The 23,084-nt window shown below is 60.9% G+C and carries 17 protein-coding genes; all 17 read right to left on the minus strand.

Annotation, left to right across the window (positions count from 1 at the left end; all coding sequences use genetic code 11):
* Window positions 1-102: 102 nt before the first annotated feature.
* Window positions 103-1,107: a phosphoribosylformylglycinamidine cyclo-ligase gene (gene purM, locus ONB52_03255; protein MDZ7415160.1), complete on the minus strand. Its 1,005-nt coding sequence runs from the start codon at window positions 1,105-1,107 to the stop codon at window positions 103-105.
* Window positions 1,097-1,633 carry a DUF4416 family protein gene (locus tag ONB52_03260; GenBank protein ID MDZ7415161.1) on the minus strand — a complete coding sequence of 179 codons (537 nt, stop codon included), beginning with the start codon at window positions 1,631-1,633 and terminating at the stop codon, window positions 1,097-1,099. Before ONB52_03260 ends, purM begins: the two co-directional genes overlap by 11 nt.
* Window positions 1,634-1,635: 2 nt before the next feature.
* On the minus strand, window positions 1,636-2,511 hold the full coding sequence (locus tag ONB52_03265; protein MDZ7415162.1) for a CPBP family intramembrane metalloprotease: 876 nt from the start codon (window positions 2,509-2,511) through the stop codon (window positions 1,636-1,638).
* 132 nt (window positions 2,512-2,643) lie between these two features.
* Entirely contained in the window at window positions 2,644-3,534 is an 891-nt protein-coding gene (locus ONB52_03270; protein MDZ7415163.1) for a PfkB family carbohydrate kinase, read from the minus strand.
* Between the two features lie 88 nt (window positions 3,535-3,622).
* Window positions 3,623-4,450, minus strand: a complete 828-nt coding sequence (locus tag ONB52_03275; protein ID MDZ7415164.1) for an enoyl-ACP reductase — start codon at window positions 4,448-4,450, stop codon at window positions 3,623-3,625.
* A 259-nt stretch (window positions 4,451-4,709) separates the two neighbouring features.
* Complete coding sequence (locus ONB52_03280) at window positions 4,710-6,059, minus strand: putative DNA binding domain-containing protein (protein ID MDZ7415165.1); 1,350 nt, start codon at window positions 6,057-6,059, stop codon at window positions 4,710-4,712.
* A 376-nt stretch (window positions 6,060-6,435) separates the two neighbouring features.
* Window positions 6,436-6,867, minus strand: a complete 432-nt coding sequence (locus ONB52_03285) for a peptidyl-prolyl cis-trans isomerase (GenBank protein ID MDZ7415166.1) — start codon at window positions 6,865-6,867, stop codon at window positions 6,436-6,438.
* Window positions 6,868-6,923: 56 nt separating this feature from the next.
* On the minus strand, window positions 6,924-8,291 hold the full coding sequence (locus tag ONB52_03290) for an insulinase family protein (protein ID MDZ7415167.1): 1,368 nt from the start codon (window positions 8,289-8,291) through the stop codon (window positions 6,924-6,926).
* A gap of 171 nt (window positions 8,292-8,462) precedes the next feature.
* Window positions 8,463-9,842: an insulinase family protein gene (locus ONB52_03295; GenBank protein ID MDZ7415168.1), complete on the minus strand. Its 1,380-nt coding sequence runs from the start codon at window positions 9,840-9,842 to the stop codon at window positions 8,463-8,465.
* An 11-nt stretch (window positions 9,843-9,853) separates the two neighbouring features.
* Entirely contained in the window at window positions 9,854-10,105 is a 252-nt protein-coding gene (locus tag ONB52_03300) for a hypothetical protein (GenBank protein ID MDZ7415169.1), read from the minus strand.
* 100 nt (window positions 10,106-10,205) lie between these two features.
* The gene (locus ONB52_03305) at window positions 10,206-11,123 is read right to left on the minus strand and encodes a hypothetical protein (GenBank protein MDZ7415170.1); all 918 of its coding nucleotides are present in this window, start codon (window positions 11,121-11,123) and stop codon (window positions 10,206-10,208) included.
* Between the two features lie 171 nt (window positions 11,124-11,294).
* Window positions 11,295-13,355, minus strand: coding sequence for a M1 family metallopeptidase (locus ONB52_03310; GenBank protein MDZ7415171.1), 2,061 nt, complete (start codon window positions 13,353-13,355; stop codon window positions 11,295-11,297).
* A gap of 84 nt (window positions 13,356-13,439) precedes the next feature.
* A complete protein-coding gene (locus tag ONB52_03315; GenBank protein ID MDZ7415172.1) occupies window positions 13,440-13,775 on the minus strand; it encodes a peptide chain release factor-like protein in 336 nt (111 codons plus the stop codon).
* Between the two features lie 196 nt (window positions 13,776-13,971).
* Window positions 13,972-19,284 (minus strand): C25 family cysteine peptidase, encoded by a 5,313-nt coding sequence (locus tag ONB52_03320; protein ID MDZ7415173.1) that lies wholly within the window; start codon window positions 19,282-19,284, stop codon window positions 13,972-13,974.
* Between the two features lie 96 nt (window positions 19,285-19,380).
* Window positions 19,381-20,604, minus strand: a complete 1,224-nt coding sequence (locus tag ONB52_03325; protein ID MDZ7415174.1) for a glycosyltransferase family 4 protein — start codon at window positions 20,602-20,604, stop codon at window positions 19,381-19,383.
* 108 nt (window positions 20,605-20,712) lie between these two features.
* The gene (locus tag ONB52_03330) at window positions 20,713-21,636 is read right to left on the minus strand and encodes a glycosyltransferase family 2 protein (protein ID MDZ7415175.1); all 924 of its coding nucleotides are present in this window, start codon (window positions 21,634-21,636) and stop codon (window positions 20,713-20,715) included.
* A gap of 20 nt (window positions 21,637-21,656) precedes the next feature.
* Complete coding sequence (locus ONB52_03335; GenBank protein MDZ7415176.1) at window positions 21,657-23,066, minus strand: hypothetical protein; 1,410 nt, start codon at window positions 23,064-23,066, stop codon at window positions 21,657-21,659.
* Between the last annotated feature and the right edge of the window lie 18 nt (window positions 23,067-23,084).

The following is a 23,084-nucleotide window of genomic DNA, read 5'->3' on the forward strand; positions in this document are numbered from 1 at the left end:
CCGGGAATCTTGTGAAGACCCTGGCAAGCCGCCCGGTCTGTCACAAGATTTGCGAAAATGATGGTTTGAGAAGCATCGTGGGGATTTAAAATAACCGACTGCTCAAGGTGCCAGCGTGACTTCACCAATGATCCAGTTGGGCTCGCCAGCGGTTTGCAAGTAGTTTTGCACGAATGCGACGGACTCCGGCCGGACGATAATCACCAACCCGATCCCCAGATTGAAAACTCGTCGCATCTCCTCCGCGGGCACGTCTCCGTATTGCTGCAGCAATTTGAAAATCGGCGGCCAGTCCCATGCCTGCCAGTCGACTGCCAGGCCGAGCCGTGGTCGCAGCAGCCTTTTGGTATTGCCCACAATACCGCCACCCGTGACGTGCGCAAAGCCGTGCACGCCCTCGTGCCGGCGCAAGCCAGCGATGATCTTGCGATAACTGCGGTGCGGCTGCAGCAGCACCGCGGCCACCGTGTCACCCAATTCGGCGCGATATACGTCCCCTGCCAGCGCAGGATTTGAGGCGATGATTTTGCGGGCCAGCGTGTAACCATTGGTGTGCAGGCCGCTGGAGGCCACACCGATCAAAACATCGCCCGCATTGATGTTTTCACCCGTGATGATGCCGGCTTTCTCGACCACGCCGACGATCGTGCCGGCGAGGTCAAATTCACCGGCCTGATAGAGGTCGGGCATCTCCGCGGTTTCGCCGCCCAGCAAAGCACACCCCGCTTCCTGGCAGGCCGCCGCCATGCCACCGACCACCTCCGTCACTACGGTGGGAGCCAGTTTGCCAAAAGCGAGATAATCGAGAAAGAACAAGGGATCCGCCCCGCCCACCATGAGATCATTGACGCAGTGATTCACAATGTCCCAGCCCAGGCCGCGATAGCTCTGCTGCTGGCAGGCGAGCTTGACTTTGGTCCCGACGCCGTCAGTGCTGGCCACCAGCACCGGCAGATGGTAATCCTGCCGCGGAAATTGATAAAACCCGCCGAACAGGCCGGGGCCGTGTAACACGTTGGGCGTGTGCGTGTGGTGCGCCAGCTCGGCAATCTTCTGTTTCGCCGCGTCGCTCGCTGAGAGATCAACACCGGCCGATTTATAATCCATCTGCTGCTTTCAGTCTCTCGAAGTATTTGCGGCGCGCCGCGCCGAAAAACTCCAAATGTTGGGGATGTTTGTAGTCAGGATAGGTCCAGGGATTGGTCTGGAACGCACCGTCCCTGACATAAAGCTCGACATCGGCATAAATGCCGCGGCCCAGGTAAATGCGATGCGCAAAATTTTTGGTGGTGGCGAGCACCAGCTTGGCGGGGTCGAGATAGCCGGGATCGAAATTGATCCGGCGCTTGCCCGCCACACAGTGCTGTTGCTCCCAGCTTATCGCCCGGTGTTTCCATTCCGGTAAATCGGCCGGGTCGATCAAACAATCGAAAAGCAGGAACACCTTGCGCAAGTCCGGCCCCATCTCCGCGCGATAATAATCGCTGAAAGTGAAGGCGAACGCCGGACTTTGCAGCAGCAGACTGCCGCAGCGTTCCTGCGTCAACTGCACAATCTCCTGATCGCTGTATGCTGGTGCATAGAGCACGGCGAGAAATAATGCCGCGGGCGCGGGCGGTTTGACGAGTCCCATGATCAGGAGGCAAAGGCCAATACCAGAAACAGAACCAGCACCAGAACAAAGTGCAATATGTATGCGGGGTAGATCGAACCGGCCTTGAGGGTGATCCACCCGGCGGCTGCGCCCCACCCAAACGTCAGCAGCGCACCCACAGCCTGCGTGGGAAAGCCGGCCGCGTAATGCGCCGCGGCAAACACCGAGGCTTGCGCCACAATTGCCAGACCCGGCGGAACATGCGGCTGTGCCGCCGCCAGCAGTACGCCGCGAAAAATCGTTTCCTCCATCAACATGCTGAAGGTGGCATACCCCAGCGCCACGACGAACAAAACATCCACCGGCCATTGCCGCGGCGTGGGATTTTTCCCAACCCACTCGGGCCGCTGGAAATAAATCGCCAGAATCAGCGCAGCCAGCAGCAGACCGCACAACAGGGCCGGCCGGCTCCACTTGCGTGCTGTGCCCGGTGCAAGGTGCAACTCCTGCCAGGGACGGCCACTGACAAAAAACAGGCACAGTAATCCGGTGAGGATGAAGATGTTTGAAAAGGGATAGCCCACCGATAGATATTGATTCTGGATGGCCAGACTGAGGGCACAAAAGCAGAACAGGGTCAACGGCCATCGGCCATGCTGCCGCCATTCTGGAAACAATCCCAACACGGACAAAACGCCGAGCAGAGCGGTGGCCGTCAACCTCGCTCCGAGCAGGAAGAAGGCGGCGGTGGCAGCGATGCCGGCAAGCAGCATGAAGAGACTTTTGGAGGAGGGCCGGGAAATGGTAGCGGGCACCAGCGCGGGTTGGAGGTGGATCAGAACTTCGCGATCACCGTGAGTGGTGTCAGCAAGGGTGCCGTTGACGTTGTCATCCGCACGGAAGAGTGGGTCGGACATAATGAGTTGACTGAAGATTTCGACGACGCGGCCGGCCTCCACTTCGCTGCTGGCGGGCCGTCGCGTGCAAACGCTGCCGCGCTGGTCCTCTTTGCTTGCACATTTTTTGAACGCCCAAAATAATCGAACCCGTCACAGAAAAGCAAGAGGAAAATCGGCTTGGGCGGCCTGGAAGTGCAGCAGGTTGTGGCCAATTTGCCCGATCACCCAGGCGGCGCAGCGGGCTGCGAATGCGGCACTCTGCTGCAGATCACCGCTTTTGATCCAGGCGGCGAGAAAGGCGCCGTGAAACACGTCACCGGCATTGGTGGTGTCCACCAACCGCGCCGGCGACACGGCTGGCACTGCCAGCTCACGGTCCTGGCACAGAAACAGGCTTCCCTCTTGGCCCAGGGTGACGCCGCAAAGTCCCACGCCATGACTTTCCAGCACGCGCAGCATGCCAGCCGGGGTCAAGCCGGCATCCAGACGGCGCATGACATCATCCGAAACGATGGCAATATCGCAGCCGGCAACGATCTCCTGCCAATGCGGCCGCAAGCTGCCCATGTCCAGAAAGATTTTACTGCCCTGCGCCCTGGCCAGTTGTTTGGCGCGGCGGGTCAGGGCGAGATCGCGGCCGTCAAGATAAACCCATTCAGCCAGCGGCAGAGAGGCAGGCCGTGGCCGTGCGGGTGGCTCCTGCAGCAAAACCGTGCGCTGGCCGGTCGGGGCCTCCACCAGGATGATGGCTTCCGCAATGGAGATGGCATTGTCTTCCGAATTTGCCCACAGGTGGGACAATCCCAATTTTTCGAAGTAGGACGCGACAAACGCGGCGGGTGCACCGGGAGCGAGCGGCAGTCCCCAATGCACTTTCAGACCCAGGGCTGCCATGGTCATCAGGCCAACAGCCACCGGACCACCCGGTTGCTCGGTCCAGGAATGAACCGACAACTTTTGATTCGGTTGCGGGAAACTGTTCAGCAGCAGGATGCGGTCGCGAGTGAGCAAGCCGTATCCGACACAATCAAAGCGGGACATGCAAAATCAGAGGGACTGAGCCGATCGCATACCGTGCGATCGCCAGCCGGCAGCGACAGGTGCTGCCGGCTCGTTGTTCACCGGACTTTTATTCCTGTCTTCCATAAAGGGCTTCGAGCAGGGCGTCGCTGATGCCCATGCTGCTGAAGCCGCCGTCGTGAAAGAGATTTTGCATCGTCACCTTGCGGGTCAAATCCGAAAGCAGGGTGACGACGTAATCGGCGCAGTCTTCTGCGCTGGCGTTGCCCAGCGGCGAGACCTTTTCGGCAAAATCATAGAGGGCATTGAAGCCCTCGATGCCGGTGCCGGCCGTGGTTTTGGTGGGACTTTGCGAGACGGTGTTCACCCGGATGCCGCGCCTGCCCAGGCGCGCGCCAAAGCTGCGGGCAATGCTTTCCAGCAGGGCCTTGGCATCGCCCATGTCGGAATAGCTCGAAAACGTGCGCTGGGCGCCAATATAACTGAGCGCCACGATGCTGCCGCCGTCATTGATCGCCTCCGCCTTCAACGCCTGCGCGATGATGCGGTGCAGCGACATGGCGGAGACATCGAGCGTCTTGTGAAACCATTCGTAGTTGAGATCTTCATACGGCTTTTTTTTGCGCACATTGGGCGACATGCCGATGGAATGCACGATGAAATCCACCGGCCCGAGCTTTTCCTTCAGCTCGGCAAACGCGGTCTGCAGCTCCTCGCTCGAACTGGCATCGCAGGCGATCAAGGGCGCATTGCCGCACTGTTTGGCGAGCTCATCGATCTCGCCCAGCCGAAACGCCACTTTGATGTTGGAAAGCGCGAGCTGCGCTCCCTCGCGATAAGCTGCCAGCGCAATTTGCCAGCCGATGCTTTTGTGGTCCAACGGGCCGAAAACAATGCCCTTCTTGCCTTGCAACAGGCCGTAGCTTTTGGGATTCATGACTTTCTTTCGGTTTTATAAGGTGGGTCGTTATTTATGGCAATCTGCCCAGCCAGCAGTGGGTGAACATGATGCAATCGCCGGCGTCTGCAGCTTGAATGGCATTGGTTCGTTTAAGCAGGGTAGTCGCTACGCTACCCGATCATTAGCCTGAGGTTGATTACCGCGCTTTTGGGGGTTGTTTTTCTCGCGGCTGCCTCTGCAACGCTGCGGCTCGCCTTGCCCCTTTGCCGCGCCTTTCGCGCCCCTTTTGCCCCTTTCATTTCCCCTTGATTTTGTAGTAAGTCCCCTTGCCGGTTGACCCCACCCGCTCAAGAATGCCTTTCTCTTCCAACTCCCGCAGCTCATCCGACGCTGTACGCTTTTTCACCCCGACCAATTCCTGGTATTCCTGATTGGTGATGCGACGCCGCCTCTTCACATAGGCCACCGCCTGCAACTGGCGCTCGTTGAGATCCTGCTCCAGCAAGAAATCCTCAGTGAGACGGTCTTTGCGCAGGCTCAACATGATGCCTTGCTGTTCGCGCCATTCCGGCTCGGGCAAGCCGAGCTTGCGGCATTCCTCGATGATGCGGTTGGTGCCACTGCCCCATTTTTCCACCAGACCGGCGTCATAAAAGGCGGCGCCAATCAGCTTGTTGCGCAAAACGGATTGATGCCGCCTGCGGAGATCCTCGATTTGCAAGTTGGGCGGCAGGCTGCCGGGATTCCAAATCAGCAATTGATCGTCATAGATGCGAATCTGCGTCGCCATGACGGCGGTGTAGTCACGATGGCAAATGGCGTTGATCAAGCCCTCGCGCAGCGCCGGCAGAGGGTAATCCCAGACGTCTTCGCGCTGCAACTGGCCGCTGATGACCAGCCGCACGGTGAGATGCTTTTGAATGAAGGCGAAGGCCTGCTCGATTTGCTCGAACAGTGTGCCGGTGATCTCCTGCTCGTCCACGATCACGGTTTCACCCTTGAAACGGCCGGCCTTGATGCGCGCCTGCGCAAGATGGGCTTGCGGATTCCTGCCAAAGAGCAGCACCGCAGCCATGGTGGGCCGGCCGCGCTGTAACAATCCGAGCTGCTCGAGTTGCTCCGCCAGTGGCGTGGCCGCATCGGAAACCGGGCGGCGCTGTTCGCTGCGTATCTGGAGAAAGCGCTGTATTTTGTCGGGATCGAGATCCGCGAATTGTGCGCTTTCACACGGCATGGCATCCCAACTGCGGTTCACGCTCTGCAAATGCAAGCGCGCAATTTCCGCGGCAGAGAGCAGCAAATTGCGGGCGCCGGCGCGTTGAAAACATTTGCCGTTGACCGCCACCGGCTTGAGCGGCGCTTCGGGAACGCGCACGACCGCGATGCCTCCCGTCTCGTGTTCCGGGATTTCGATCTCTGGAATCACCGCCGGCTGCAGCGCGGCGCTGATCCGCGCGAGCATGGCCTCGGGCTCAACAGGATTGGCCGCCGCCCCTTCCCCGCTGGCGGCGCGAATGTCCAAAACGATCGTGCCGCCCTGGGCATTGGCCATGGCGCACAGGGTGGCGAGAAACTCTTCATCATCACGATGGCAGTGGGCGAGCTGCAGCGACGGGGGAGAGTGCAGCAGTTCAGCAAGGCTCATGATGCCAGGGTTGTGTTCGTGGGGCAAAATTGCGAAACGGGTTTTTCCCGCCGGACGCAGGTGTATCTGCTGTTCCCGGGCAGGGGCAGAGGTCAAATGCACGCGGCAAAAATAGCAATTCACACCGGAAATGTCAATTCGTTCTTGGGCAGCGGGAAGCGCCGACCATGGCGGCACCGGGCAGCAGGACATCTTCAGCAACCATGGCCGCGGCGTTTTTCAGTGCCCGGCCGACATCACCGCCCCGTCACTGACTGTTCCTGCAACGGCCCGCCCATTGCATCGAGATCCTCGGAGTCTTCACGGCAGCCGGCTTGGCGGAACCAGGGACCAGCCGAGGTCGGAACGTTCTTGAACAGACACGCTTTCACCGCTCTCATTGCAGGCGCTTGACGATATGCCAGCCATACGGGCTTTTGGCTGCATCGTATTCCACCAGGCCGATTTCGCCCACCGCAAGCTGAAAGGCGACCTCGCCAAAGCCGGCAACCATCATACGGCGCTCATATTCCCCCTCGCCGGCGGCCACGCCGTGGTTGGCGAGCTTGAAACGGCCGGGATACTCATCGTTGGAATACTGGCGCACCAGTGCATCGAAATCCGCGCCCTGGCGGGCCTGTTGCAGAACCTGCTGCGCCAGGGCGCTGGCTTCACTTTGCGGCCGGTTGAGGCTGCGGCCCGGCAGCGAACCATAAAAGCCGATCAAAATGTGCTGCACTTCGATGTGCGGCGGCTCGGGTTTGCGCGCCTGTTCGCGACAGGCGGCAAACACGAGTGTGAGAATCAGGAAAACCGTTGGCGTTCGCAATTGTGCTTCTCCTGTCTCGAGACAAGTGACTTTGTGCGTGCTGCCCGTGCCCCTGCTCAGTCACCCGCCTCCAGTTTTGGAATTTTCCCCAGCACCTGTTCGATGGTCAGGTGATTGATCTTTCCCAGGCGCAGCGCCTGCAGGCCTGCCGCAATTTTGGCGCGGTCGCCGACGATGATAATGGCCGTTTTCTCCGGGTCAATATACTTCTTCGCCGCGGCCTCCACCTCGGCCCTGGTCACCGCCAGTATCTTTTGCACGTAATCATTGAAATAGGTGTCGGGCAGATTGTAGGCAACCACTTCCATCAATTCGTCTGCGATTTGGCCGGTGGTTTGAAAGTTGCCGGGATAACTGAGCGCAAGGTAGTTGCGCGCGCGACTCAGCTCCTCTTCCGGCAGCTCCGCCAGCATGCCGCGCAGTTCTTTGAGAAACTCGGTCACCGCTTTGTCGGTGGCCTCCGTTTGCACATCGGCATATGCGATGAAGGCGGCGGGCTGCGGCCGCAACTCGAAATATGAGCCGGCGCCATAGCTGTAGCCATGCTGCTCGCGCAGATTTTGATTCAGGCGCGAGGTGAAGGAGCCACCGAGAATGGTATTGAGCACCGTGAGGGCGTAATAGTCCTCCGTGAAGCGCGTCGGTCCGATACGGCCCAGACGAATTGCGGATTGCGCCGCCCCGGGTTTGTCCACCAAATAAATCTGGCATTGTTCCACTTGCTTGACGGCCGGCCAGGCCGGACCACCATCCGCCGCCCGCCGGCCCTGCCATTTGCCAAACACGGTTTCGAGCTGCGGCCGCAGGGTGGCAGGATCAACATCGCCCACCACGATCAAAGTGGCGTTGTCCGGCACCATGAACCTTTGGTAGAAGGCGCGGCAGTCCTGCACGGTGAGGGAACGCAGGGATTTTTCATCACCGCCGGCCATGCCGCCATAGGGATGGTGTTCGCCGAACAGCACGCGCTTGAGGGTCGCATCCGCAATGACGTCCGGCTCATCATGAGCCTGCACCAATGAAGTGAGGCGCAGCTTGCGCTGGCGCTCGACTTCATCCGCCGGAAAGGTCGGTTGCAGCGCCACCTCCGCCATCAGCGCGAGTGCCGGTGCGAGCCGGGCCACGGGCGTGTGCAACTTGATGTGCGCCTTGTGCCAACCGGTTCTGATCGAGAGACTGGCGCCGAGATAGTCGATCTCATCGGCAATTTGCAGCGCATTGCGCTGCACGGTGCCCTCATCCAGCATGGCAAAGGTCAGGCCCGCCAGGCCGGATTTGCCCCGCGGATCCATAACCGAGCCGGCGTTGATCTGCAGCACCAAATCGACGAGCGGCACCCCGTGCTTCTCCAGCAACACCACCCGCAGGCCATTGCTGAGCGTGAAGCGTTGCAGGGGTGGTAAGAGCAGCGAGGGGCGGTGCACCCAATTCTGGTGGTTTGCTGCGATCGGGTGTTTGAGCCAGCAGCGAGGCGCCGGCGAGCAGCAGCGCTGCAACGCCCCGCAAACGGCGGGCAATGCACGAAGACGGCGAAGATTTTTCCTGGCCAGTCAACATGGTCGCATGATCCGAATTTTGGAATGAGATTCGCTGAATCAGTTGCTTTTGTCCGCGGCGGCATTGACCGGCCGCCCGCCCGCGCCCAACCCGGGTTTTCCCACGGGCACAACACTCAAAATGACCCGGGCATCATCGCGCAGCCAGGTCATTGCTGCGCTGCTCAGATCCTCGGGCGCAAGCGCCCGGTAGCGCGCCAGGTCTTCATTGAAATAATCGGGATTGCCGGTGTGCATGAAATACGAATTCAGCATGTCGGCCTTGCGCGAGACCAGCTCCAAACTGCCGAGAAAGCCGGCCTCATATTGATTGACGGCGCGTTCCACCTCGCGCCGCTGCGGCGCTTCTGCTTTCAAGCGATCGATTTCCTCCTGCACCACCTTTTCCAATTCGGCCAGCGCGTGGCCGCTGCGCGCCGTGGTGATGATTATGAAGGAGGAGGACAAACCGCCGGAATTTTGAAAAGCAGTCACGTCCTGTGCGATTTGCAGCTCATACACCAGCCGCCGGTACAGACGGGAATTTTTGCCGCCCGCCAGAATACTCGCCACCAGATCCAGCTCGGCATCACCGGGGGCAAACAGCGGCGGTGAGAGCCAGGCCAGATAAAGCCGCGGCAATTGCACGCGGTCTTCCATGAGCAGCCGCTTTTCTTCATTGAGGAGACGGGCGGGCGGCACGGTCGGTGGCGGTGCTTTGGCTCTGCCCTGCACGTCGCTGAACCATTTCTCGACCAGCGCCCGAACTTCGCGGGGCGTGATGTCGCCCGCAATCACCAGGCTGGCATTGGCCGGCGTGTAATATTTCTGGAAGAATTCCACCACGTCTTCATACGAAGCCGCGGACAGATCCGGCATGTAGCCGATGGTCGGCCAATGATAGGGATGGTCGGGCGCGTAGAGATTTTCATCCAAAGTGGGAAAGGCCAGGCCGTAGGGCCGGTTTTCATAGCTTTGCCGGCGCTCATTTTTCACCACGTCGCGCTGGCCATCGACTTTGGCGGGTGACATGGCTTCCAGGAGGAAGCCCATGCGGTCGGATTCCAAAAACAAGGCCAGCTCGAGCGCACTGGTGGGGACGACTTCAAAGTAATTCGTGCGATCGGGAGTGGTCGAGCCGTTGTTGTTGCCACCCGCGGCCTCCAGCCATTCGTCAAACGCGCCTTCCGGCACGTTTTTCGAGCCTTCGAACATGAGATGTTCGAAAAGATGGGCGAAGCCCGTGCGCCCGGGCTTTTCGCTGGCGGAACCGACATGATACCATACATTCACGCTGACGATTGGGGTGGTGTGATCTTCATGCAGGATCACGTTCAAGCCGTTCGGCAGCACAAAACGCTCGCAAGGAACGCGCAACGCCGGTTGCTGCGCCCGTGTGCCGGCGGCCAAAAGCAGTACGGCCAACCATGCCCGTTTCATCCGCAATCCTTTCAATTGAAATCCAGAGGAGGCAGTGAGCGAATCTCGATGGTTTCAGGCTGGTGCGAGAGCGACAGGAAATGCAATTGCCGGTTCGCCAGCCGCCAGCGTCCTTCGACAAAGGGGCTTTCCCGCCGCACAATCAGAAAAATGGCAGGCTGGTTCAGAAAGCGCTGCAGGCTCAGACTGGTGGAAAGCAGGCCGGTGCGCAAGCGCACAATCAGCCAGGAGGCGATCAGCAAAACACGACTCTTTTGTGCCACAGGCAAACCCTCCCGTGTGGCGAAATCTAAACGAAAACCTGCCGGCAAGCAAGGTGATTTCTGCAAACAACGGCCGGATATGGCAGCGCGGCGGTGGCGCTCATGCCCAGGCCCCCTCCCACCCCAGTTCGTTGACTGTTTGCGAGGCCTGCCGGCCGGCTTGCCGAATCGCTTCATCGAGCTGCGTCTCGCAGGCATAAAGTGTCAGTCGCAGGAGCTTGCGCCCAAACAGGCTGGCCTGTTGCACAGCAAACAGCAACAGCACGACCAAACCGTTGGGTGCCGCCAGGCTGTTCGCCAGCGGATTGTAAATCAGCCAAAGCAGCACACCCGCGGCGAAGAACAGCAGGGCAAGCAGGAAGGTCCTGCCGAAATTGCGCAGCACCAGGCGCAAACCTTCGCGCAGGGCCGCGCGCATATTGCCTTCATCCGACTTGACCACGTAAATGCGGGCATAGTCGAACACCAGCTTCAGCCAAAGCAGACCGATATAACCCAGCCCGACGACCACCCAGCCGGTCCAGTAGCTGATGTTCTCGTAAGGATCACGGCCAAACAGCACCCGTTTCACCAGCCCGGGCAGGAACAACACGAGCAGCACCGCGAGAGCCGGCAATACCGTCCAGGCGGCCAACCGCACGAACCGGCCGAAGTATTTCGCCGCCCCGCTCCAAAAGGTGAGGGCGGAATAGCCGCGCCCCTCTGCAAAAACGGCGAAAACACCGCCGGAAAGAAAAAGAGACCAGAAAAAATGCAGCACGAAAACGGTGGCGATCAACCAGCCCAGCGAGGACAGCAAGCCGGGATGGGCGTGAAGGAACTCGAACACGAAATCCCAATCCAGCCGGCCGGCCAGCAACGCGCCCATCTCGCTGGTGCCGAGAAATTGCCGCAGACTGTTCCACAACGGCAGCATCAGGGGAATTGCCAGCACCAGGCTGGTCAGGTAATAAATCCACACCATGCGCCCGTTGGCGCGGATTTGATTAATGCCGGTTTGCAAACTTGTGCGCCACATGTCGGTTTCTCTCGTTGTTTTCAACTGGCAAAATGAGGATTCTGGCAACAACCAATCTCTGCAAGCGAAAAGTGTGACGGAAAAAGTGACCGAATTTGATGATCTCCCGGGGATTTTATCCAACGGCTGCGCGCCCGGCATTCCCCAGAAGTTCGCGAGTTCGGACAGACACTAAAAAGCGAAACCGGCCAGCAGATTGATCATCTCGGGCTGATCCAGAAAGGATTGCATCCAAAACAGCCAGCGCAGCGCCAGCTTGTGGGCACCGAGGTGATTGGCGTGCACGCGGCTGCTGTTGTTGGTGTAATTGACATCCAGCGGAATCTTTCTGTCGGGATCGACCTCGGCGCGCACCAGCTTCACCGGTTTGGTGTAGGTGAATTTTTTCCAAATCTCGCGACCATCCCACTGTTCGCGCACCTTTTCTCCATTCGCGAAAGTGGCGACAATTTCAACCGGGAACACGAAATCACCGCGACGGCGAACGTAAAAGCTGCTGCGATAGAGGCGGGTTTCGCCGGCGGTGCTTGCGCTTTCCGCGAAGCTTGCTGCTTGTGCACGGCTGCTGTCGGCACCCGTCACGTGCAGCGAGAAATCATAGCCCCTGCCCTTTTTGACCTCCGCAGTGGCCGCCCGCTCGACGCTGTAATCGAGCACGGCGTTGGAGAACAGCGCCTGTTCGAAAAACCAGTGCAAGTCCTGCCCGGCAACCTCCTGCACGACAGCGATGAAATCCCGGGTGGTGGGATGTTTGAAGCGCCAGCGGCTGACATAGGCACGCATGGCGGCGCGCATCTTTTCCTCGCCCAGATAATTCTGCAACGTGGTAAGCAGAACCCCGGGCTTGGCGTAGGAGTTGACACTGTAGGCGCCGGGATAATATTCCCATGCCCGCCGCACGGTGCGATCACGATCAGCCGCATTGAGATAGACGGCGCGCTGCACTTGCAGATCGTTGATCCTGATGCCCAGAAAATTGATGAGATCGCCCGCAGGGCCATAGCGGTCGTTGAGAATTTGAATCTCGGTGTAGGTGTTGATACCCTCGTCCAGCCAGCTTTCTTCGAACTCATTCGAGCCCAGCAGGTGGTACCAATAGTTGTGACCGAATTCGTGAATAATCACCGTTTCCACCGCTCGCACCCCGGCGGGCAAACCATAAGACGTGCCGGCGGTAATCAGGGTGGGATATTCCATCCCCCCCGCGCCGGCGGCGCCGCGGCGGGGATCGACCACCGTCAGGTTGGGGAAGGGATAATCGCCGTACCAGTTTTGAAAGTACTCCACCGCAACCCTGGTGGCCTCCAAATGACGGACCGCCTGATCGACGTGATCGGGCTGCAGCAGCAGGCGAATGTCAACGTCCTGCACCCGATCTTTGAACTCGACGAACTCCGGGCTGGTGGTCCAGGCGAAGTCATGCACATCCTCGGCGCGATAGACATGGGTTTTGGTGCCGTTGCGATTGTCGATGACTGCGACTTCGACGCCGGTGGCCCCAACGAGATTTTCCGCGGGCACGGTCATGCGCACATTGTAAACGCCATAGTCCGCGAAAAATTCAGAATTGGCATGAAACTGGTGGGTGTTCCACCGGCCATTCTCAAACACACCGACCTTGGGGAACCATTGTGCCACCATGAAGAATTCCTTTTTCGCACCGGTGCGGGCGAACGGCGGTTGCGGCAGCTTGGCGGTGAAGTCGATTGCCACGGCGATCGATTCGCCCGGCGCCACCGGCCGCGGCAGGGGCAGCCGCGCCACCGTCTTGTCATCGCGGTTGTCATCATCCGGTTGGATGAACGCCAGCGCCGCGGTCAAGTCCTGGCCGCTCCCGGCCAACTGTATGCGCTCAACTTCGATATAGCCCCAGCCGTCTTTATCGATGCGGTTGCCCCGGCTCATCCCGCCGGATTCCCGCATGAAGGTTGAGCGATCATTGCGGAAAGCGTTGAGATAGAGATGGAACTGCAGCTCCGCGGTGGCCTGCGCCGTCCGGTTGTGCCACACCAGCCGCTCGGTTGCTTTCAGTTCGCGCGTTTTGGTGTCGAGCCGGACGTCGATGTCGTAGTTGGCAATGCGGGGGCTCAGTGGTTGGGGAAAAAGGACGCGTTGCACCTGCTGCGGCGCGCCTGCCGAAGTCGTGACAACCGGCTGGGCCGCAAGGCGGGCGCCGCTCAGCGCAATGCAGATGAAACTCACGCAATTGCTTACAACCCGGGTTGGGGGCATGCTTCCTCCTGCGATGAACTTCACGATCCGTGACCTTTCACAAGCAGCAGCGGGCAATCATACGGCAGATCGACTCAAACAGATTCACTCCTCCGGTGCGATGTGCGCACGGGAGCGCTCGGCCTTCTTGCGGGAATGCCGGGCTTTGGCGGCAAGACGTCTCTCGTGCACGTGCACCGGCACCCGCGTGGGCTTGCGCGGTTTGGGCGTGCGACTGCGCTGCGCGAGTTTCTCCAGCAACCGGCGCCAGGCCTCTTGCCGATTTTTGATTTGCGAGCGGTGCTCACGAGCGATGACCACCAGACCGGTGGGCAGATGTCGCAGGCGCACACCGGACTCCGTCGTGTTCTGATGCTGGCCACCCGGGCCACCCGCGCGGAACGTCGTGATTTCGACTTCCTTGCGCAGGCGCGCGCTCACTGGCTGCTTTCTCCCGGCTCTCTCCATATGGCGATCGGTCTTTTTTGTCGAATCTCATTTCCCCCACCCCGCTGCGTTATACCTCGCGCAGCGCGGAACTCCCGCGTCTGCAGGAGGGCCTGCGCCATTTCACCCGAAACCGGGGGATGACATGCGGGCCGGCTAAAAAGTTGTGGACTGCCTGCCCGAGCCTGGGTCAGCGCATCACCACGAATTTCTGCACCACCTCGTCCCTGGCAGCTCCGCTCTCGGCAATGATTTTGTAAAAATAAACACCGTTGGCGAGACGGTCGCCGTCGGCATCACGGCCGTCCCAGGCAAGGCGATTGAATCCGGCATGGGCCGGTGCGGACCCCAGGCTTGCAATCAGCCGACCGGCGACGGTGTAGATTTTGATGATGACCTGCTGCGCCGGCTGGGTGAGATGGTAAGTGAATTCCGTCGCATTTGCAAATGGATTGGGGTAGTTCATCACCTCGCTCAGATGCAAGGCGTCATCCACACGCATCTGGATTTGAAACGCGGCCGCATTGCCCGTGGCATCGCGGGCCTCGATGCGGAGATGATGCACACCGGGCTGGAGCTGCGGCAGAAACATGACCGTGGCCTTGGCCGGCGTGCCGGGCGGGACGGGCAAAAATGTCAGCACTCCGCTGCGGTAGGCCATGCGTTGGTCGTCAAGGTAAACCGTGACGTGGCTGCTGTCGGTGATCGGCAGGGCGCTGTCATCGAACACCGTACACACGATGCCGGGCTGTGCGCTCACGTAGTCACCATCCATGATCTCCACGCCGTCGAAAGTCACTTGCAGGCGCGGCGGCCGGGCATCGGTGGTCACAAAAATCTGACGGGCGGCGAGGTTGTTGAACTCGAAGGGCTCGGCCAGGAGATTATCGGGATCGACTTCCACATAGAGCGTCACGAGGCCGCGCTGGCCGGCGGTGTTCCACGTCGTTGCAAACTCACGCGCCTCCTCCTCGCGCAATGTCACCAGCAGCGTGGTGATCGTGCGCTGCGCGCGTTCGCCCTGGGGATCGGCATGCGCAAAACGAAGCGCGCATTTTTGTGACCCGCCGCCTGCCGGAGTGGCGGCGTCGAGCTTGAAGTTGAAAACCTTTGCGGTAATGGTCACGGTCTCACCCTCCTGCAGGGTGTCGGCGGAGAGGCGCAGGAAGTCGGCCGAAACCGCCAGATCCGGCGCGCGCTCGAAACCGGCTGACCAGCCGCGCAGCACGGGCGAATCCAGGCCGTCGTCATCGCTCAACGTGGCACTCAGGCGCAAGTACGGATATTGCGCTGCTGAAATGCCGGCCAGGGAGAATTTACCGCCGGTCAACCCGGTCGCCAACGGCTGCCATGCGGTGGAATGATTTTGCCGGCCGGACAGCGCGAGTTGCAGCGCCATGCCGAGACCGGCGGTGTCCGTGGACGCGCCATACCATTCCACATGCCTCCAGCTTTGCGCCGGTCCAATTTCCTGCGAGTGATAAATCCCACGGCGGAAGAAGGGCAGCATCGTCGTATCGACCGCCGCCGCGCCGGTGCCGGCGGGTTTGTGCATTTCCACTGCCGCACCAACCGGCAGGCCCTTGGCGCCAATGATCGCCCACGAGTCACGCAAACCGACCCGGCGCGAGAGCTTGCTGCCGATGCCTGCCAGCGCACGGTGGGCACGCTCGGTCATGCGAAAACTGCCGTCGTCCTGAATGCCGGCCAGCACCAGCGTGCGCAACGGGAGACCCTCAAGGAAAGCCGCCAGACTGTCGGCCGCCGCGCTCGAGGCATGGGTGTCATGGACGCGCGGCGGCGCCAGCAACTGTTGGGTGGCGGGATCAATCGCCGCCACGTTGTGGCCGCGGCCGTCGGCATTGATGAGATGAAAATTGACGATGAGGTAGCAATAATTGCCGTCATCATGACCGGCCGATTGCACTTGCAAGTTCAGGGCGCGTGTGGCCTCGAGTGCCAGGCCCACACCGTCAATCGTGAGCCGGGTGTTGAGAAAAACGCCGGTTTGCAACTGCTCCCCGCTTTGACGCATGCCGGCAAAAGGGCTTTGCCCCGCCAGCCAGAACCATTGTGTCTGCCAAACGCCCGGCAGGCCGTGGTCGAAACCGCGGCTGCGCCAAAAATAAAGACCATCGACCAGCGCGGTCGGAACCTGCCACGAAGTTCGCATTTCGCCGGCGGGCAGCAGAGCCGACATCATTTTTCCCGCGCTGGAGAAGCCGGCACTGCTGTCGATCTCGAATTGCACCTGTTGCTGCCCTGCCGCCTTGCCGGCGGGATTGTAAACCATGAGCGTCGGCTGCCGTTGATTCACCAGTGCGGCGGAACGCGGTGCCGCCGGTGTTGCTGTGACGGGCGAAAAATAGAGCGTCATCGTGCTGCTGTTGTTGAACTCGTTGGCTTCGGCAATGCGATTGGCGGGATCGATCTCCGCCCGGATGACATATTCGCCGCGCCGGCCCGCGCCCATCCACCTCACCTCGATACTGTCCGCAAAACCGAGCGGCGGCAACAGGGCTTGTGCCAGCACAATGGTCTCGCTGTCATTGCGACTTGTGGCAGTCAGGGTGACCGGCACACTGTCAGCCGTGGCCAGGCCGTAGTTGCGCACTCTCAGCGTGATCTTCACCTGCATGGTCTGTTCCGTGGGCAACTCCGGCGTTACAGCCAAAGCCGGGGAGGGCAACACCAAGTCCGGTTGCCGCGGCAGGGTGAGTGGCGTGGCGGGATCACCGAGCAAAGTGTATTGATCGATGCTGTTGACGGTGTTGACCAGGCTGCCGAAGGCCTGCCACAACCGCAGCCGTGCCAGGGTGGTGGCCTCGCCCAGCCGGCGCACCCCGTCGCGGCTGAACGCCATGAACAGACTGTCGAGCAGGACGCGATCCTGGAAAATAAAACCCCATCCGGTTGTGCCCCAGAATGCGGTGGTGCCCCCTTCGGGCAACCGCAGAAATTCCTCGCCGAAACTGGTCTGGTTGGGTGTGGCAAAACGCGCCGTGTGGCAGGTCATGCTGGCGATGAAGGGATGGCGGCCGCGGTTGCGCAGCTCGCCGAGATCGGCATTGGTCATCATCAAATCCCAGGTCTGGCTGCCGGCATGCCCCTGAAAAGTGAGCATGGTGGCGCCCGCCTCCAGCGCGGAAACAATCTGCGGCTTCAACTCGCCGAGCAAACGGCCGGGCGTGGTTTTGTAAAGACGCACGGCGCGGCCGCGAATCGGATCGGCCAGCACGTGCCGGCTGATCAGGGCTTCGGACTGGCTTTGAAACCACTCCTGTTCGAAGCTGTCAACGCCGCCATTGAGAAAGATGAACGTCTTGTCCCATTCCGCCGGCGGGCTGCTCTCCTGCGCAATGATCTTGTCGATCACCGCATGCGCCTGTTCGAGATTTTCGACGGCAAGGCGGCCGGTGATCAGCTCGGGCAGGAAATCCTCGTCGCCGTCGAAGCAGACCAGGCGACTGTCACTCACCGGGTTGCCGAACGAGGGCACGAAATCGCGCTTGAAGCTGTCCCGGGCGTTTTGTTTGGGATCCCAGCTCGCATCGCCGAGAAAACAAACCACGGCCGGTCGCGGCGGCTGCCAGTGTTCATACGCGTGCTGCAGGAAGCGCCGAATCGCGGCGGGATGGGCGATGCCGAAGTTGAACTCATCGTAGATGTCGGTCACGTCGATGACCGCGACCGCCAGTCCGTCATGCTGCCGCCGGTAAGCCGCCAGCCGTTCCGCCGCGGCCAGAAACTCCGCATGCGTGATGATGAGATACTCGGCGGAATTGCCGCTGGCACGCAACTGCGAGGGCTGATTTGCGAGAATGGCGGCCGGTCGCTGCCGTGCTGCCGCCGTGGCGATGAAATACTCCCGGCCGGGCCGCACGCTGTCCGCAAACGTCACGACAAACTGGCCCGGGCCTGCGGCTTGCACCGGGAAGCCGGTGAGAAGCTGCAACGAGGGCCGGTCGAACAGCAGGATGTCCTCGTCATGCAGATTGGTGATTTGGTAGCGCGCCAGGCCCCGGTTGACACCCGCGGGGGCGCGGAAATTCAAAAAATGATCCGAGGCCACGTAGGTGCGCCAGTAACTCACCTCCAGCCAGTCGAGATAGATCTGATCATACCGTGCTCCGGTGTCCTGCAGTTCGCGCAATTCAAACGCATTCTTGCCCTCCCGCAGCACGTGGCTGGGAAACGCCACGCTGAAAAGCACTTCCTCGTTGTTGTTGTAAAAAACTTCCCCGAGAAGGGTGCCATTCAGCCAGAATTGTGAATGATGGTCGGGATTGGCGGGATCGACGGTCACGCCGCGCAGGCGGCCGCGCAACGTGCAGGCGGGTGCGTTGGTGGCGACGTTTTGCAGCAGCAGATCGGTCTGGAATACGCCGTTGCCGGGCAGCATCTGCCAAATCCAGGTTTCGCCGGGAATGGTCAGCGTGGCATAAAGCTGCGCATCATTGTCACCGTGATAGTAAAGCAGGTCCTCTTCAAAATGCCTGGTGGTGAGAAAAAAATTACCCGGCGTGCCGGTGCCCGCGCCCACCGTGCGGCTGGCCATGCGCATGCCCGGCTTGTTGCCCTGCACCAGCCAGTAGATGTTGGTATCGGTGAAATCGTCGAAATAGGAGGCTTCGCCGGCCGGGCGCCTGCCAAAGAAGAGCAGCGCCTCGCCGGCTTCCAACAGCGAGTCACCATCATCCTGCACCAGCAACGGCAGCTCCCGGCCGCGATGAAAGAGCTGCAGCCGGTCGGAAACAATAGCCCCGGCGCGCCAGCCGGCGGCAACGAGATACTCGAAGGAGAGATGATAAAGGGCATCCTGTTTGACGGCCAGTTTCAAGGCACCGGCCTCGCCCGGCAGATCCCATTCCGCTGCCGCCACGGTTCGCAGCGGCCGGCTGCGCCATTGCCGCCCAACCGTGAAATTCACCAGCGGCGCCAGCACCCGGTTCTCGAATTCCGTGAGCGGCAAACTCTCGGACAAAACGCTTTGCGCCACGGCGGGAAAACGCAGCATCACTTGCACCTCGGAGAAAAACTCCAGGCGTTCGCCCGCAAGCCGGAGCGGCACGATTTCCAAACGCGCCAGACGGAAACCCCGCCACCACGCCTGGCCGGCCAGCCGTGCCACCGGCCACGCCGTGGTGTGCCGCGCACTCGCAGCATGGCGGACAGTTTCACCTCCCGCATCGATGACGGTCGCGAGGGAAGGCAGCAGCCGCTTGCCGGTAAACACCGGGCCGGGTGTGGTGACCACTTCGAGCAACGGCTCGCCGACCGGCGGCAGGATGAGCGTGAAACTTTGCACCGGCAGGGCCGGCCATCCCGGCTGATGCTGCAGTACAAAGCCGGGAAGCGTGACAAGATCGAATGATTCACCGGCAATGTTTTGCTGGGAAAATTGCGGCGCGGGAATTGTCACGTGCAAGCGCAGCCGTTCGGTGGAATTTTCCCGCACAACCGGTTGGGCGGGCAACGAAGCCGGCATCGAGACTGCCATCATGAGGAACGGCGCGGGGAGGATTTTCGCGGCTTGCCGGACAACGCGGCAGCCGAAAGCATCTCGCAGGTTCACATGCATGGGGGCGGGCCGATTGTTTCATGCGGGGATGATTCTTTGCTCCGGGGCGCGCGCGGCGAGCGATTCCACCAACTCATTCAACTGCGTCAGCACCAGCTCCCAACTGTATTTCTCCGCAATCAGCGCGCGGCCATTGTGCGCGAGTTGGCGGCGCAGCGCGGGATTGCCCGCCAGCCGGACGATTGCCGCAGCAAAAGCCTGCGGTGAATCGGCGAGCAGGGCATGCTCGCCGGGTCGCACCGCGAGGCCCTCGACGCCCAGCGCAGTGGCCACCACTGGAGTGCCCACTGCCATCGATTCCAGCACTTTGTTCTTGGCGCCGGCGCCGGTGCGCATCGGGCAGATCGAGAGCACGGCTTGTTGCAGATGCGGCCGGACATCCGGCACATAGCCGGTCACCGTGACGCCGGGATGCCGGCGCAAAGCCAGAATCTCCGCGCTCGGCTCCACGCCGACAATGTTCAGGCGCAAACGCGGCAGCCGCTGCCGCACCAACGGGAAAATCTCGCGGTAAAAATACCGCACGGCATCCTGATTGGGAAACGTGCTCATTTTGCCCATGAACACGATGGTATCCGGATCGTGCGGGCCGTCATAGAAATGAAAATAGCCGAGATCAACCACCGGCCCGAGCACGCGCACTTTGTCCGCCGCGGCAAACCGGCTGAGATAGTCACGATCCACCGGCGAGATCAAGAGATTGCAATCGAACCAGTCCACCACGCGTGCTTCATAGGCGCGAATGCGGCGTTTTTCCACGCGCTGCGCGAGCGCATAGGCGGTGAGCGGCTGGTTGTTTTGAAAGGCGGCACTGCGTTCGTAGTTCAGGCTGAGCGCATCGGTGAGATCCATGATTTTGGGCAGGCCGTCGAGGTCGTGAATATAATCCGCCATGCGCACGAGATGCACGAAGATAAGGTCGAACCGCTCGCGTTGCAGGCAGGCGCGGATCAGACGGCGCATGGCGGCCGAACGGTAGTAGTGGACTTGCAGCGGGGTGCGGGAAAACAGGCCGATCAGACAGTTGAGATAGGAACGCCGTGTTTGCAGCCTCACGGTTTCAAAACGCTCGACGTATTTGGCAATCGGGCGCAGGGCTTCTGCTTCGGCGCGGGAGCTGGCAAAGGTGAGCAGGGTGACGCGATGCTGCTGCGACAGCGCCTTGATGACATGCAATGCTCGCAGGCGGTCGCCGCCGAGCGGCGGGTAGGGCGCGCGCGAGGTGAGGAAAAGAATCTTCATGGTGCCGGTGAGGTCGCGTTCATGATTGCCGGGCGGTTCTCCAATACGGACTCTTCGCCAACATGAAAATATCGCAGCGGGGCCGCTGGCGGCCATGAGCAATCGCCCTCAGCTTCCCGCCGGCGCGTGGAAGCGCAGGCCGTCACGACAGCCGCGCCAAATCGCGGCCAGCAGCAGCGGGCGCGGGCGCGCACCGCACAACCCGACATACACCAGCCGCATACCGCTATAAAAGCAGAGGTGCAAGAACAACAGCCAGGCGCGGTACAGCCGGCCGCGACCACGCCGCCACACCCGCGGACGATTGCGAGTTTGATAATAGAGATAAAGCGGCGTCAGTTTGTGGCCTGCGCCGGCGCCCACTTTGTGCCACAGCACGGCCGCCGGCACATAGCGCATGGCGATGCCGGCACGCTGCGCACGCCGGCAAAAATCAACGTCCTCATAATACAAAAAAAGTGTTTCATCGAGCAACCCAATTTTTGCAAAGACCGGGGAACGCACCAGCATCGCGCAGCCGGTGACAAAATCCACCTCCCGCTCCTGCTGGAAACGGGGATGATCGCGCTGTCCCAAACCCAAATGGCGCGTGCGGGCAAGGCCGGGTTGCAGACGGCCGCCGGCGTACCACAAACGATCGGCGGGGTCGGCATAGAAAATCTTGCAGCCGAAGATGCCGGTGCCGGGATGGCGCCGTGCGGCCGCCAGCAGATGCGCCAAAAAATCAGCCGGCATGGTGGTGTCGTTGTTGAGCAGCAAAATGAGATCCGCGCCCGCTGCCAGTGCCATTTCGATCCCGCGATTGTTGCCGCCGGCATAACCGAGATTGCGCGGCAACCGCAACACTCTCACCCGCGCATCAAAACGGCCATGCCAGCAGCGGGGCAAATCATCGCCCGAGCCGTTGTCCACCACCAGCAGGGTCACCCGCACTTCCTGCCCGGTGCGATTCTGCAGCAGCGCCGCGACGCAGGCCGAGGTATCCGCCTCGCTGTTCCAATGCAAAATGATGACCCACAAGTTGAGCGGCATAATCGCCTCCGGCACCGCGTTCACACTCCAGAATCCCCCGGCGCAGCGCTGGAAGCCTGCGGCAGACGCTCGAGCACGGCCATGCTCAAGCCCGCCAGGATCGCGGCAGTGGGATTGGCGCTGTCACCGAGATTGGGCACATGCAAAATCAAAAAGAGCAAAAGCCCGAGTGCGAATGCGCGCGTTTGCGGCGCTGCGAGCTGGCGCAGCCGGCGACCCAGGAACCGCGTGTAAAGCACCAGCCAAAGCAGCAAAACAGCGCAACCCAGCATGCCGAAACGGTAGAGCTGTGCCAGATATGGCAAATGAAACTGTGGAAACCAGCCGCGGCTGCTGGCGAGATAGGATTTGGGATAACTGAACGAATCCAGCGGCTGCTCGACGATCTCCTGCCACTTGGTGCCCAGTCCCATGCCGATCAGAAATGAATAGGGCCGGCGTTCCATGTTGGCAAACAGGTTGCGAATTTCCGCCCGGCGAATGCTGCCGCCATGCCGCAGACCGAAATCGCTGGTCATATCCAGCGACTGCACGGCCTGCTGCACGCCGCTGAGCAGCCGCGGGGCGGTCACGGCGAGCAGCAAAGTCAAAGCGGCCATTCCGGCCAGCGCCGCGAAAGCAAAGTGCAGTGACCGCCGCACCGGCCACCAGCGCAGCAGCGGCCCGGCCGCCAGAACCAAAAGCAAGCCGGCAGCCAGCAGAAGATAATTGAACCGGCGGGCACTGATGAGAATGAAAAATACCGCCAGCGCCCATGCCAGCCACTCACTTCTTCCCGGCTTGCCGGCCGCGGTGTTGTCGTGGCGGGACAAGAGATGCCAGGCGGGCACGGCAAAGAGAAGGGGATAAAGCATGGTCATTTGATCATACAACACGATCGGCAAACCGAACGGCCGCATGGTGTCGATCCTGCCCGTGAGAATCAAGCCCAGGCGCAACACGCCATAGCCGAGCAGGAGCAGCGTGAAGCCGCGCAACCAGCGCAGCGCATGCAGCGCCTGCGCCGGCGTGATCAGGTAATTCCTCGTCACAAGATAAACCAGGCCGAGATAAACCGCGGGCAGAAAGGCGATGACTGCACGCCGGGCTTCGGTGGGACCATAGCCCGCCGGCGTGCCCTGCACGTGCAGCAAACCGAGGCAAAAGGCCGCCGTGAGAATGGCCAGCAAAGCCCACACGCCCGCGGGAGGGCCGAGCGCAAAGCGCAGTTGCCCCGCCTGCAACTGCCGCAGCAGCAGAACACCGAGCACGAAAGCGAGCACGCCATCCCACAGACTGAGGAAGCCGGCACGGTGATACATCGAAAAAGTCTGCAGCGCTTGTTTGGCGGTGGGCACCGGTGTGGAATAAGGCAGGAGGAAAAACAACGCCAGCAGCAACAACAACGGCCAACCCTGGCGGAAAAAGCGTCGTGCCTTTTGATCGTGCATAAGGACGGTCGTACTTTC

The sequence above is a fragment of the candidate division KSB1 bacterium genome (assembly GCA_034506255.1).
Lineage (GTDB): Bacteria > Zhuqueibacterota > Zhuqueibacteria > Zhuqueibacterales > Zhuqueibacteraceae > Coneutiohabitans > Coneutiohabitans thermophilus.